The sequence below is a fragment of the Parvularcula sp. IMCC14364 genome (genome assembly GCF_030758415.1).
In the GTDB taxonomy this organism is placed as follows: domain Bacteria; phylum Pseudomonadota; class Alphaproteobacteria; order Caulobacterales; family Parvularculaceae; genus Aquisalinus.
This window is the reverse complement of sequence record NZ_CP132334.1, coordinates 1,401,124-1,413,248: the sequence shown is the minus strand read 5'-3', so window position 1 is coordinate 1,413,248 and position 12,125 is coordinate 1,401,124. Positions and strand designations below refer to the sequence as shown.

Here is a 12,125-nt window from a genome sequence, read left to right as displayed (position 1 = left end):
CCATGGACCCTCAAAGAACCTGGCAGACCCCCTCTGGACCCTTTTGTGCCCCCCCGCGGGGCTCTGACTGGTTCACTTAGCGTGGTGGTAAGGGAAGCGTTCGTCCCGGAATATTCACGGAGATGCCCTTCCCTTCCAGCCGCGCTACGCGTCGCAAATAATCACCCGGGATAGTCCAGCTGCCGTCGGATTTTCTCGAAACGATGTTTTTGCGGCGCAGGGCTTCAAGGCGCCGTTTGTGGGCCAACAGAAATGCATCGGACTGAGGCCCATCTGCATTCACATGGTTTGAAGCGGAATAGATACCACCGTAGCGACGCGCGATCCGATCTATGGTCAGGTCACTTGGTTTCGGGCTTCCAGTCTTTGCAGACAGCTCTACCTTACCGCCTCGGACAGGCAAGGGTTGATCAACCGGCACCACCGCATACCAGTGTCGTCCGTCATCTCCTTCCAGGATCAGATATTTTCCATCACCACCGTCATCGCGCAAACCAGCTGCCAGAAGTTTTCCGCTGACGGGCCGCTGTGCGGGATCGAACGGGGCAAAAATATGTCGGTTGACTTGCGCAGAATATGCGCGTTGCATGGTGCGGATGATGTCGCCGCGCTCGCCCATCTTAGTCAGGGTGTCCCGCAACCCTTCCGACAAGCGCCATTTCTTCTGCCCAAGGGAGCGTGCCAGCCCCATCTTTTGCAACTGCTGCAATCGGGCGATCCGTAAATGTGCCCGGAATCTGTCATAGGCGGACCGCGCCTCGGGTAAAATCACCTCTCCAGCAATACTTAGTCCCAGCAGATCACGATCGAGACTGGTCAGGCGTTCCTGGCTGATTTCTGCTTTGAGGCCTGCCGCAATTTGCCTCGTTGGTCGGGGCCCAAGTTCAAGAGTCAGAACCTGCTCTGCTTGTTGCCGGAATCCATTCCGGATATAATCCCGGGCAATGATCAGATCCTTCCCCCGGTCGTCTTTGCCACGCAGAACAATATGGGTGTGCGGATGGCCGGTATTGAAATGATTGACGGCTATCCAGTCGAGTCTTGTATCAAGATCCTGCTCCACCGCCCGCATGAGACCCCTTGTGTAGTCCTTGAGCGATTTAAGTTCGCCGCCGTCCTCGGGAGAAACGATGATCCGAAATTGATGTCTGTCATCCGCGCTTTTCTCCAGGAACGCCTGCCCGTTCAGTTTGTCATCGTCACCATTGTAAAACTTCCCGCGATCCTCGAAAGGCGCCTCACTGGAACTTACCTCGGACCCAACATCAAGTTCCACTTCTTTGGGATGTTCGACAGCGCTTTCACGTCGCAGATAGGAAAGATGCGCCCGTGCGGCGGAGATCGATGACAACCGGGTTATCCCTTTTCCGAAAGTTACCAGACGGATTTTGACTATGACGCGCCGACGATCGAGACCGCTACCCTTGTGACGTGCACCAAAACCGCGGCCTGTTCGCGCCCCGGTAAATTGCTTCCCCCTGCGCCGCAATCGCCGGGATCCGCCCCCTCGCTCCACTCTTGCCAGAAGTAATTTTGTAAAGCGCCGCGCCGGTCTCGACCCAGCTTGTCTGATCCTGCCGGACCGCGGCGTGAATTCATCACCGGCCATGATCAGTACGGCCCCAACTTTATTGAAGGGGTTAAATGGGTTATCTCAAACACGACGTCATCCTTTAGTGAATGACGTCGAAAAAAAGACGTGCAGACAGGACATTACGGCGTCAACGACGCCGTAGCTTTTATCTTGCCCTTCGGTCTGCTTCATATTTGGGAGTGATGTTTTCGATTTTGAAAAGTCGATCATGACCTGGCTCTCCACATCAATCGATAAGTTCCGATCACAGAATCCATATGCACAGAGCCAAAATACCGACTGTCGAATGAGTGTGGATGCGCTCCTAATAGAAAGATTTCGTCTCTATCAAGAAGCTGGCACCCCTGCCAAACAGGTAACTGACGCCCCATTGAATCCATTGACAGCGCGATAGCGGCAGGGTCTGTTCGGATAAAGATTTCCTCTTTAAGTCTGCAAGTTTGATCCCCCGAAACGGCTGCAACATATTTCATCAAGGGGACATTTTCCGGCAAAAATCCCCCTTCACTGAGTTGTTTACGATGTTCCGGGGGGACGGAAACGGCAACGATCACACCTCTTTGCACCCGATATCCGGCATAGATATAGAGCCCGCGCTCTATACTTTTTGTATGATTCCAGATGAACATCGGTGGGATATGCGAGACCTGAACGGCACACAAAGCCACGATAACAAGGCAAGATGAGGATAGTATCGCGCATCTTTTCTTCATATACCGGCTCCGCCAGTTGATGTGTACATATGACCTTCAGACCATTTCTCCAGGTCATTAATGTGATACACAACGTGCCCCATATGCTTTCGATAGATTGGCCCTGTACCATCTATGCGCATACGTTTCATTGTGGTCACGGATAATCGCAGATAGTCTGCCGCTTCCTGAACGAGCAGATACGGACTGGCAGGAAATCTGCTATGATGATCACTTTTCTCCGGCATATTTTACTCAGACAATGAGCTCCTTAACTATGGGGAGCACCCGCATGTTGCGGCATTTGACCGTAAAAAATCAATGTTACATGTCTGAGATTATCTATGCTGTATGTTGAATACTTGCAAAATATGCAACCGGCTGAATCGCCTGATTTGAGCCATTCGATGATGTGGCTGCGGAATGAGAGTGATTATCCTAAGCCTTGCCTGAAATCGAAATGGCCCAGTATTTGCATATAATACAAATATTTTTAATCAAAAAACCGATTATATCGAGGTAGTTGAGTATAGATTTTGATCCTGTTTGGCAGGTTTTTCGGCAAAATCAAGGGAATTATCTCGTGATGGTTAAATGAGAAGCAATGACATGTCAGTTCATATCCTTAGGACAACCGGCACCAATGAAAGCTCCATCGACCAAAATCACCAGAGATAATTCTCATTCTGGAGAGATCATCAGGCTGATGCGTCAGACCCGGGGCATCGCGCAATCTGACGTATCAACTTTGCTACAATTACAAAACGTCCGTCATTTCGGTGTATCTCAAATATCACGATATGAGACGGGCCAGTCCAGAATGACAGTTGAACTGGCGACGCTGTTTTGCAGATTATATGGTTTTCATCCTGTGACGCTCGCCTTGTGCGAACTGAAAAATGACCCCGTATGGTGGCGTTGTATCCTGGCACTCGACCCCGGACGTTTCTTTGAAACGATTTTGACCAGTAGTTATCATATCTATGGCGAGACGATATCTGATTTGGAAGATGAGGATTTTCATGTGGCCTCCAGCCTCATACTCGCTTTGTTTGACGCAAGATTGTCCCCCCGTCGTCGAAAAAATAATAAGTATGATGAAATAATAAACTCATAAATACCCCGCCTCAAAATGAGGCGGGGTACTAAAAAGGGGATGACGCTCAATCCTGCGGATTCCACAAGATTGCCAGTACCTCTTCCTCATCCTGACCGGAAGCCGGGGCGAGATTTGCATAGAGTTTTGACGGACCAAGGGCCGGATGGGCAAAGGTCAGGGATATATATTCCCGGCCCGAATTTTTGCCCGTGCGCTTCCAGCCACCGCCGATTTCGCCAGCCCCGGTCCCTGCGTAAATTCGGAAGTCGGGTTGCCGCTCGGTGGCTTTGGTCTGGTTGGGCACGATACTGATCCGTGTTTTGAGGGTCAGCATGGCAAGCGTGCCTTCAAAACCGCCGGTTTCCTGTGATTTTACATATCCGAGTGCTTGTGCCATCTTTTTATCTCCTTTTGATGGAGCCGGAAGACCATCTCCCGGCCTGACACCGGACCGCCGCCACGGGCTGGCAGCATGGCAAACCTCACATCCGCAAAAAACTCAGAGGCCGGAACGCCAGTGAAGGACCGGCAGTCTCACAAATTTTGGTGCGCGAGGAAGTCCTGCCGACAGGCGGACGGGGAAAATTTTTGAGATTGCCGGTTTTGCCTGATGCCAGCCCGTGGCAGGTCCTATGGGTATTTCTGGCCTGGATGGTCTGGTCCGTTTCCATCAAACCGAGATGGGAAAGCGCAAGCGCCGGACTTGTCAAAAGAGATCAGGACCTGACTGTTCGGTGCACCATCCATAATCGCCCATCGCGCACACCTTCTGCCGGACCTTCCAGCGCAAAGGCCCGATAGTCAGCAATGTGCTTACTCCGTTATGTCGGATATCCTGCTGCGGCGACCTGCCAGTGCCAAGGCGCGTTCGGGCAAATACTGGCGGGCCGGAAAGGTAAACCAGCGCGGCACCCATCCTGGCGGCAACGCCCTCGCTGGTATCTAAAATTTGCCCTGACAAAGCTACCCCACATTAACCATAGTGCACCGCACACGAACCGTTTTATAACCTTTCTGCGATAGATTGAGCTTATTCAATTTATCGGTGTGGTGTCGTGTTTAAGTTTAGTTTTTCCAGGTTTGGCTCACCTGCAGTATTTGGGCTATTGGTTATTTTGTTTTTGGCTCCAGGCTGTGCCACTTCGCTGCAGCCAAGTAGCCCTCTAGCCCCCTCGCAACCAATGCCAGTTGGTATAAAGACTATAGTACCCGCCGGGCTGCAGGAGTTTTGCAAGTTTGAACAGCATATCTGTGCCAGAATGGACCGTGATCGTAACCTCGCGAAAGAGAAAACAAATCCTGCGCTCGAAAACTTTGCGGGTGCCCGCCCGCTACTGGATATCGGATATACTGGCGCCATTGAAGAATTTAGCAATTCGTCACTTGGTGACGATGAAAGTGCAGTCTCTTGGGACAAGAATTTGCTCAAAAACTCCGGGCTAAAGGTGAATTTTTTGACACCTCAAAACTTGCCGATCAATATCGCCGGTTCTGCATGGCCACCTGTTATCAATCCCTCAAAAGCAAGGGCCAAATTAAAAAGGGTGGAATCTGATCGAGACGTATTTCGGGGTGACGTACAAATAGTTATAGACATCAATCGGTCGATAAATCGCTCTCTGCGCCCAAGGACTGACATGGATAATTACGGCGTCCAGGAGAAATGGGCCCTGCCCTTATCGACCGGCGCTAGTCGTTTTGGTGACTGCGAAGATTATGCTTTGGAAAAACGCCAAAAGCTGCTCGAGGCGGGTGTCCCGACCAATGCCATGTATTTGGCTACTGCGCTCTCGCGGACGGCAGGACTACATTCTGTGCTGGTTATCGCACTGCCAGAAGGTGATTATGTCCTGGATAATCTCAATCAGACCCTCACCCCCTGGAACGAAACGCCGTATCAATGGGTGTCGCGCCAATATGGTCGCTCGCTCGAAAACTGGTTCAAGGTGCCCTTACAGATGAGCCCCGCCGCAAAAGTGTCAATTTGATATACTTTGTTGTGCCGTGCTATCGCTTGCTTTTAGAATAAGAGAGTGAAAAGTCTTTGGAGCAAAACCACGGCACTGAGAATATGAGCCGATTTCTAAAAAGTTTGTTCTCTCGTAAGCCCATATTGCCTGGGCGTCCCCAAAATACAATTCACAAGGTATCTTCCGGCCCTAAATCTGAAACCGCCTATATTATCGGTGACGTACATGGCTGTTTAAAGGAATTGACGCAGCTTCTCGGCGTTATCGAAAAAGATTTTGCAGGAGATCCTTCGCATCCTGCCAAGCTTGTATTTTTAGGCGACCTCATCGATCGAGGCCCCCAATCCCGGGAAGTCGTAGAATTTCTCAGGACTTATTCCCAAGCACTGTTCCAACCCGTTTTCCTCATGGGAAATCATGAGGAAGTATTCTTGAAAATATTAGGGGGGCGCACCGATTTGCTAGAGCCTTGGTTTTCTTTTGGCGGAGACGCCTGTGCCAGAAGTTATGGCGTGACGAATTTGGGGGCTGTCTATGCCGAACCACAAACAATATTTGACCAATTGAGGGCTAAAGTCGATCCCGCGCATATAGATTTTCTGAAATCTTTCAGAGACATATGGGCATTTGGTGACTTTGTCTGTGTTCATGCAGGGATAAGACCGTTGACTGCATTGCAAGCACAAAAAACGCACGACCTGCGCTGGATTCGCTCAGAATTCCTGGACTTCAAGGGCGATCATGGCGCTGTTATCGTACACGGCCATACCGTTGTCGAAGAAGCCAAACATTATGGCAACAGGATTGCCCTGGATACAGGGGTTTACCAATCAGGTAAGCTTTCTGCGTTGAAAATTTTCGAGCGAAGCCTGTCTATTGTTGACAGTTATGGTCAGCTCAAAACTATCCAGACATAAAATCGCCGTTAGAGCCTGATCCAAAAGGAACTGGGTGATTTCATTCCAAGACATTTTGGCCCTCCGTGTCCTAAGCAAACACAAGGAATCATAAATCGTTGAAATCACTCAGTTCCTTTTGGATCAGGCTCCAAGAGTTTATTCATCGCATCAAGGATGGCTGCATTCGATGAATCAGCCGCAAACGGATTCACATTGCGTAAGAACTTGTCCAAGCGGTCAAGATCTTCAAAAGCCTCTGCTGTGAAAATTAGTCGATTTTGCTTGGAACCGGACATGGAGCCTCTGGATCGAGACTACGCGCTTTCATCCAATCACGCACCTGATCGAGTGTTACACCCATTCGCGTGTCATCGAAGCGCCGTAGGCGTTCCATTGTGATAAGATATTCCTCAGCGTCAGCTGGTGACATGCTCGCCGCATTATCTAGGAATTCTTCTGTTGTGTGTTATATTTCACTCATAAATTCACTGTATCACAGCGCGGGTTAATAAATCCAGCCCTGCCCTATTGTCCCGAAAACCTAGCGCCTTTGTCGATCAATCAACGCCAGGGTTTGGCTGGTTGCTTCATATCGAATGCTTTGGTCTGGCTCCAATAGAGCCGTCTGGAAGCGTTCGCAATGAAGTTTAGTCTTATCGCTACGCGTCGATAGAAACTCAATTGCTGGGGCAATCTCAGCGGCTTTTATTTCACGTTCTAAGCATTCAGCCTGGGCACGTCTTAAAATCTCGACACTTGCTATCCTGACAGATACGGAAGGGTTTCTGGTAACGGCGCTGGGGCACCTCAGGCAATCAGGATCGCAACGGTGCGCCGAGTGTTCTCGCAGAGGCGCGCGACAAGTTTCCATGGCTGCGCCACATCTTCGCCGCTGGCGGCTATGCGGGCGCCAAGCTGCGCCGTTCCCTGGCGAGCATGGGAGACTGCACCGTCGAGGTCATAAAGCGTTCGGACACGATGAGGAGTTTCGAAATCCTACCCAGACGATGGCTCGTCGAGCGCACCGTCGCATGGCTCGGCCGATCCCGCCGCCTCGCAAAAGACTGGGAACGAGACTGGACCTGCGCCATGGCGTGGCTCTTCATCGCCCATATCCCTGTCGCAAGGAGGCGAATGGCAAGCAAGATAGTGAAAAGTAACGCAGACTTATGATCAGGCTCTCAGCAATACTAGAATTAGAAGCCTATGCTCTTCTATACAGTACTAATAGTAGCATTCGTGAAAGTTTCATAAACAGAATATTGACATCCATATCCCGAAGTGCATTTATATGCACTGCAACACATGCAGGGGGCTTTTGTGGCTGGGGCGTTAGGGAATCTTGTTCGCGACGACTATAATACTTCGACCGTAGAATCACGCGCGCTTATTCTGCGTGGTCACAACACGCGGCGATTAAGCTTTGTCAAGAGAGTAGTAGATTTTAGCGTAGCGACAAGCTTCTTGTTTTTTTGCTTCCCGCTGCTTCTTGCGATCTGTTGCACGGTCCGGGCGACCTCTCAAGGGCCAGGCTTGTTTTGGTCAAAGCGGGTTGGTTTGGGTGGCAGGACTTTTTGGATGCCAAAGTTCAGGACAATGGAACTAGGCTCCAAGCTTCTCTCTCGTGAAATTGCCGGTTCAAGTGATTTCAAAATGACCCCTATCGGTGATTTTCTGCGCCGAACGAGCATTGATGAATTGCCACAATTATGGAGCGTCATGCTTGGTGACATGAGTTTGATTGGCCCAAGGGCCTTGCTTCCTAATGACATCGCGGGCCCGGAACGTGCCAAGTATCCGGATATTTACACTGTCCGACCTGGTATATCCGGTCTGGCGCAAATCAAAGGGCGAAATATTGTGACCCCGCGCAGAAAAGCGTTGTATGATATCTTCTATGTACGACGCACGCGCCCGAAGTTTGACTTATGGATATTTTGGCAAACACTGATCATTATTGTTGACAGAAAAATTATCAAATGATAATTTCGGGACGAAGTGCGCGTGTTTTTTTCATCTCATAGGAGAATGACTATGCCTAGTGTTAAATACTTTATCAAGGCTCTTTTAAGTAGTGCAGTGGCCGTCGGAGCGTTCACCCTTAGTGCTTTCGCGCAAGATACCGTCGCCACGCTCAATGACGTTACCGGTGATATCTTCATTCAACGTGGCGATGATCTTTTGGTTGTGGTTGATAATGACACCATACTCCTTGATGGTGATGTTGTTTTGACGACTGAGGGTAGTACAGTCTCTATTGTTGGTGTTGGCACGACAAGCTGCTCAACTCCTCTTGCGGGAGGCAGTGCTGCCGTGATCAGCGCGGCGGCTGTTTGTGCCCCGGCGACTTCCGCGTTGTCGGCAACTCAACTTGCCTCTATTCAAGCAACTGGTGTTATACCAGTTGTGGCGACACCACTATTACCTGTCATTGCCGGTGGGGGCGCAATTGCAGCAGCAGCAGCAAGTGACGACGGCGCATCTAGCCCATAATATTTTTGAGATCTCGCCGAGGTTCAAACCTCCACGGTGAACAAAAAAGCCACTCTTGAGTAGAGTGGCTTTTTTTGATTCCGTGATTTTCTCATCGTAAGAATAGCCCAAATAGAGGGACGGTACGTAATATTTCGCCTACGGCAAGAGAGACGCGCCTGTTATCAACAAATATTGCGTCGTTTGGATAAATTAGCGGATCCTGCCCACCTTTTTCTCTGATTGCTACCATATTATATTCGGAAACATAGCGCTCATCCCCAATGTTTCTTAATACCAGAATCCGACGTAAATTCGCCACGTCATCCGTTCCACCGGCCAATGCTATCGCTTCGGAAAGGCGAATTGCCTCGTATAGATCATAAACGCCCGGTTTACCTACCGCTCCATCGACGACAAATTTGCCAATTTTTGCCGCAACCCGTTTGACGACAATGTCCGGATCTTTTAAGTAGCGCTCTTCATATCGTGCCTCCAACGTTTCCGAGAGGTCACTCACAGTGACATTTTCCACCTGTTGTTCACCGATGAGTGGAAACTCAACTTTCCCAAAAGCATTCACAACAAAAGTACCGGACAGATCAGCTGGCCGATAAACTATCATTTCTACGGTGTCCCCAGCGCGAAATATATCGTTTTGAGAAAGCCGACTGATAGCTTCCGCGTCAGGCTGAGGAAGTTCCGACGTCACGATGATATCAGATGCGTCCAGTTGCTTTGACTGCGCTGGCTCACCACTTGCACAAGACGCCATTGCCAATAAGACTGGCAAATAGCCTAAACCGCCGCCGCGAGCCGTTCGTTTCATCTTCTTGTCTTCCTATCCGCTGCTCAAGAAGCGGATTGTTAGCAACCACTTCCACCCGCTTTAACGATTTACGCCAAATGGGACACCCTCGCCAGTTAAATCCCTGCAAATTTTTATAAAAACATCGATTTCCAGCCCGAGCAATAGCGGTTTTTTATGGAATTATTAGCTCTAGTCCGGTACAAACTGCCTAACTTTACTGACGTTGTCGCGTTTCTCCTTCCGAGGTGACCCGATGGGTGTGGTTGCAAGGGTACAGTTACAATGACACCTCATGATGGGCAATTTGACAAAACGCGGGTAACAAGGTTTCCGGGGGGTGGTGCCAGCATGCCTTCAACGCCCCCAGCACCGTATCCAGACGCCAACTTAGATTTTGACGAAGGCTCGGATGGGGGCTTCAATTTCTGGGAACTATTACGCATATTCGTCAAATGGTGGTGGCTCATTGCTATAATAGTCCTTGTGGTGGTAGCAGCGACCACAATTTTTACCTTACGGCAAACGCCGATGTATCGGGCGACTACGACTGTTGAAATCAAGCAACAGGAATCAAACATCATTGAAGTGAACGATGTGGAGCAGATTAATGCGAATGCAGAGTTTATGTCAACACAGTACTCTCTCCTTCGCAGCAGAGCCCTTGCCGAGCGCGTGGTCCAATCCCTGAACCTGACGACCGATGACCGTTTTGCAAATCAGACAGTTGAGCTTCCAAAACGCGTGGAGCAAGCTGCAAGCGTGGTGGTGGACAATCTCTCAGTCGCCCCTGTTGGTCGTAGCCGCCTCGTCAATATTTCCTATGCGAGCTCTGATCCGCGTCTCGCCGCCAGGGTTTCGGATGCTGTCGCCGAAACTTTCATTGCCTATAATCTGGAGCGTAAATTCAACGCAACCTCTTATGCCAGAGACTTTTTAGAAGAAAGGATTGCAGCGACAAAAACCTCTTTAGAGGCCTCGGAACGTGCCCTAATCCAGTATGCTGATGAACAGGGAATTGTTAATATTAATAACAACGCCAGCGGCGAGACCGATGCAACAGGTTCACTGGATTCTGCCGCCCTTGTTTCGTTCAATGCCGAACTCGCCACAGTTCAAGCGCAACGTATTGACCTTGAGCAACGCTACAACGAAGCCGCAAGCAATCAATTTGCGGCTGATATCCAAAATGATCCCACGATCCAGTCTATTCAGACCGGCCTCGCGGAACTTGAAAGCGAATATCTGGAAAAGAGTAATTTTCTTAAACCTGATTTCCCCGAGATGGTCGAATTAAACGGCAAGATTGATGCAGCAAAAAGTCGACTACGTTCCGAACGCTCCAATATTGTGAATACTTTGGAGTCACAATATCAAGCGACTCTTTCGCGCGAACAAGGTCTCCAATCACGCATAAACGAAATAAAAGGTGATGTGATTAGCGTCCGCAATCGAAGTATTGATTATACCATTCTTCAACGTGACGTAGACACTAATCGTACTCAGTATGATGCTTTGCTGCAACGGTTAAAAGAAATCAGTACTTCTGATGGCATCGGCTCAAACCTCGTTTCAATTGTCGATCGCGCAAAAGTACCGAACTTGCCTTTCGAGCCAAATCTTAAAAGATCCCTTGTCATGGCCTTGCTCTTAAGTGCAGCATTTGGCTTTGGTCTTGCCTATTTGATTGAATTGATTGACGATCGGATCAAACTTCCTGACGACATTAAGGAAAAACTAGACTTGCGCATACTTGGTGTCGTTCCGCTTCTAGGCAAAGACGAAAAATTCGAACAGGTATTAACAGATAGTCAGTCAAGCATTTCCGAGGCTTACGCCTCTACTCGAACGAGCCTGCAATTTGCGGTAAGCGGTGCCCCGCGGATTATCCAAATAACAAGCACTCGGCCTGGTGAAGGCAAATCCTCCAGCGCCTTTGCGCTGGCCAAGTCTTTCGCGGCCCAAGAACAAAAAACTCTTATTATTGATGCTGACCTCCGGTTACCCGCCTTTTCAAGAGGCGGTGGCGAATCAATTGGCCTTACCGGTCTACTTACCAGTATGGCTCCAATTGAACCGCAACTCCTGCCTTCAAAATTTCCGCACTTGTTTCTCCTGCCGGCCGGCAAAGTACCCAGCAATCCCGCTGAACTTTTATCGGGCCATCGATTTGAACAAGTGTTACATGAGTTACGGGATCAATTTGATCAAATCATTATTGATGGCCCGCCAGTACTCGGTCTGGCCGATGCCCCAATTCTCGGGGCAGTGTGTGAGGCGACAATCCTGGTCATTGAGGCAGGCGCGATCCGTACCCCTTCCGTCAAGTTGACACTCGAACGGCTCGCGACCAGCAATACGCATCTCATTGGAGCCATACTGACCAAATATAAATCGGCCGCTAATGGATATCTGGATTATTACCAATATAGCTATGGCAAGGAATTCAGTGAATATGGGAAAAGGAAACACCGTAAGCCCAAATCAGTCCTTGCTCATCTTTCGTTTCTAAAGAAGCCCGACACGCGCAATCGAGACCTGGAAATAACAGAAAATTTTTGATGTTCGGTCCGGATGATACGATCTTTCCT

The 12,125-nt window shown here is 49.6% G+C and carries 13 protein-coding genes and 1 pseudogene; 8 read left to right on the top strand and 6 right to left on the bottom strand.

Features of this window, described 5'->3' with window-relative positions; all coding sequences use genetic code 11:
- Window positions 1-76 precede the first annotated feature (76 nt).
- The 3 genes from RAL90_RS06785 to RAL90_RS06775 all read right to left on the bottom strand — a co-directional run bounded on the left by RAL90_RS06785 (window position 77) and on the right by RAL90_RS06775 (window position 2,534).
- The gene (locus tag RAL90_RS06785; RefSeq protein WP_306253755.1) at window positions 77-1,351 is read right to left on the bottom strand and encodes a DUF3363 domain-containing protein; all 1,275 of its coding nucleotides are present in this window, start codon (window positions 1,349-1,351) and stop codon (window positions 77-79) included.
- A gap of 449 nt (window positions 1,352-1,800) precedes the next feature.
- Window positions 1,801-2,307 carry a S26 family signal peptidase gene (locus RAL90_RS06780; RefSeq protein WP_306253754.1) on the bottom strand — a complete coding sequence of 169 codons (507 nt, stop codon included), beginning with the start codon at window positions 2,305-2,307 and terminating at the stop codon, window positions 1,801-1,803.
- On the bottom strand, window positions 2,304-2,534 hold the full coding sequence (locus tag RAL90_RS06775; RefSeq protein WP_306253310.1) for a helix-turn-helix domain-containing protein: 231 nt from the start codon (window positions 2,532-2,534) through the stop codon (window positions 2,304-2,306). The genes RAL90_RS06780 and RAL90_RS06775 overlap by 4 nt, the downstream gene beginning before the upstream one ends.
- 395 nt (window positions 2,535-2,929) lie before the next feature.
- On the opposite strand from RAL90_RS06775, the gene RAL90_RS06770 reads away from it, so the two are divergent.
- On the top strand, window positions 2,930-3,403 hold the full coding sequence (locus RAL90_RS06770) for a helix-turn-helix transcriptional regulator (RefSeq protein WP_306253309.1): 474 nt from the start codon (window positions 2,930-2,932) through the stop codon (window positions 3,401-3,403).
- Between the two features lie 46 nt (window positions 3,404-3,449).
- On the opposite strand, the gene RAL90_RS06765 is transcribed toward RAL90_RS06770, so the two are convergent.
- Window positions 3,450-3,782, bottom strand: a complete 333-nt coding sequence (locus tag RAL90_RS06765; RefSeq protein ID WP_306253308.1) for a DUF736 family protein — start codon at window positions 3,780-3,782, stop codon at window positions 3,450-3,452.
- 426 nt (window positions 3,783-4,208) lie between these two features.
- Between RAL90_RS06765 and RAL90_RS06760 the strand changes: the two genes are divergently transcribed.
- The 3 genes from RAL90_RS06760 to RAL90_RS06750 all read left to right on the top strand — a co-directional run bounded on the left by RAL90_RS06760 (window position 4,209) and on the right by RAL90_RS06750 (window position 6,272).
- On the top strand, window positions 4,209-4,331 hold the full coding sequence (locus RAL90_RS06760) for a hypothetical protein (RefSeq protein ID WP_306253753.1): 123 nt from the start codon (window positions 4,209-4,211) through the stop codon (window positions 4,329-4,331).
- 313 nt (window positions 4,332-4,644) lie between these two features.
- Window positions 4,645-5,373, top strand: a complete 729-nt coding sequence (locus RAL90_RS06755; RefSeq protein ID WP_306253752.1) for a transglutaminase-like cysteine peptidase — start codon at window positions 4,645-4,647, stop codon at window positions 5,371-5,373.
- 83 nt (window positions 5,374-5,456) lie between these two features.
- On the top strand, window positions 5,457-6,272 hold the full coding sequence (locus RAL90_RS06750; RefSeq protein WP_306253751.1) for a metallophosphoesterase family protein: 816 nt from the start codon (window positions 5,457-5,459) through the stop codon (window positions 6,270-6,272).
- A gap of 104 nt (window positions 6,273-6,376) precedes the next feature.
- Here RAL90_RS06750 and RAL90_RS06745 read toward each other — a convergent pair whose 3' ends face one another.
- The gene (locus RAL90_RS06745; RefSeq protein ID WP_306253750.1) at window positions 6,377-6,550 is read right to left on the bottom strand and encodes a type II toxin-antitoxin system RelE/ParE family toxin; all 174 of its coding nucleotides are present in this window, start codon (window positions 6,548-6,550) and stop codon (window positions 6,377-6,379) included.
- Window positions 6,551-6,970: 420 nt separating this feature from the next.
- Between RAL90_RS06745 and RAL90_RS06740 the strand changes: the two are divergent.
- From RAL90_RS06740 to RAL90_RS06730, 3 genes and pseudogenes are all read left to right on the top strand, one after another.
- A pseudogene (locus RAL90_RS06740) lies at window positions 6,971-7,427 on the top strand (transposase); the annotation flags it as partial.
- Between the two features lie 132 nt (window positions 7,428-7,559).
- Window positions 7,560-8,237, top strand: coding sequence for a sugar transferase (locus RAL90_RS06735; protein WP_306253749.1), 678 nt, complete (start codon window positions 7,560-7,562; stop codon window positions 8,235-8,237).
- A gap of 51 nt (window positions 8,238-8,288) precedes the next feature.
- Window positions 8,289-8,747, top strand: coding sequence for a hypothetical protein (locus RAL90_RS06730; RefSeq protein ID WP_306253748.1), 459 nt, complete (start codon window positions 8,289-8,291; stop codon window positions 8,745-8,747).
- A 91-nt stretch (window positions 8,748-8,838) separates the two neighbouring features.
- Here the strand turns inward: RAL90_RS06730 and RAL90_RS06725 are convergent, their stop codons facing one another.
- A complete protein-coding gene (locus tag RAL90_RS06725) occupies window positions 8,839-9,555 on the bottom strand; it encodes a polysaccharide biosynthesis/export family protein (RefSeq protein ID WP_306253747.1) in 717 nt (238 codons plus the stop codon).
- 264 nt (window positions 9,556-9,819) lie between these two features.
- Here RAL90_RS06725 and RAL90_RS06720 point away from each other — a divergent pair, with 264 nt between their 5' ends.
- Window positions 9,820-12,096, top strand: a complete 2,277-nt coding sequence (locus tag RAL90_RS06720; RefSeq protein WP_306253746.1) for a polysaccharide biosynthesis tyrosine autokinase — start codon at window positions 9,820-9,822, stop codon at window positions 12,094-12,096.
- The last annotated feature ends 29 nt before the right edge of the window (window positions 12,097-12,125 follow it).

Bases quoted from the DNA above. Each gene is read 5' to 3' on its own strand.
- RAL90_RS06780 (WP_306253754.1), bottom strand. From the start codon at position 2,307: ATGAAGAAAAGATGCGCGATACTATCCTCATCTTGCCTTGTTATCGTG.
- RAL90_RS06775 (WP_306253310.1), bottom strand. From the start codon at position 2,534: ATGCCGGAGAAAAGTGATCATCATAGCAGATTTCCTGCCAGTCCGTAT.
- RAL90_RS06770 (WP_306253309.1), top strand. From the start codon at position 2,930: ATGAAAGCTCCATCGACCAAAATCACCAGAGATAATTCTCATTCTGGA.
- RAL90_RS06765 (WP_306253308.1), bottom strand. From the start codon at position 3,782: ATGGCACAAGCACTCGGATATGTAAAATCACAGGAAACCGGCGGTTTT.
- RAL90_RS06760 (WP_306253753.1), top strand. From the start codon at position 4,209: ATGTCGGATATCCTGCTGCGGCGACCTGCCAGTGCCAAGGCGCGTTCG.
- RAL90_RS06755 (WP_306253752.1), top strand. From the start codon at position 4,645: ATGGACCGTGATCGTAACCTCGCGAAAGAGAAAACAAATCCTGCGCTC.
- RAL90_RS06750 (WP_306253751.1), top strand. From the start codon at position 5,457: ATGAGCCGATTTCTAAAAAGTTTGTTCTCTCGTAAGCCCATATTGCCT.
- RAL90_RS06745 (WP_306253750.1), bottom strand. From the start codon at position 6,550: ATGTCCGGTTCCAAGCAAAATCGACTAATTTTCACAGCAGAGGCTTTT.
- RAL90_RS06735 (WP_306253749.1), top strand. From the start codon at position 7,560: ATGCAGGGGGCTTTTGTGGCTGGGGCGTTAGGGAATCTTGTTCGCGAC.
- RAL90_RS06730 (WP_306253748.1), top strand. From the start codon at position 8,289: ATGCCTAGTGTTAAATACTTTATCAAGGCTCTTTTAAGTAGTGCAGTG.
- RAL90_RS06725 (WP_306253747.1), bottom strand. From the start codon at position 9,555: ATGAAACGAACGGCTCGCGGCGGCGGTTTAGGCTATTTGCCAGTCTTA.
- RAL90_RS06720 (WP_306253746.1), top strand. From the start codon at position 9,820: ATGACACCTCATGATGGGCAATTTGACAAAACGCGGGTAACAAGGTTT.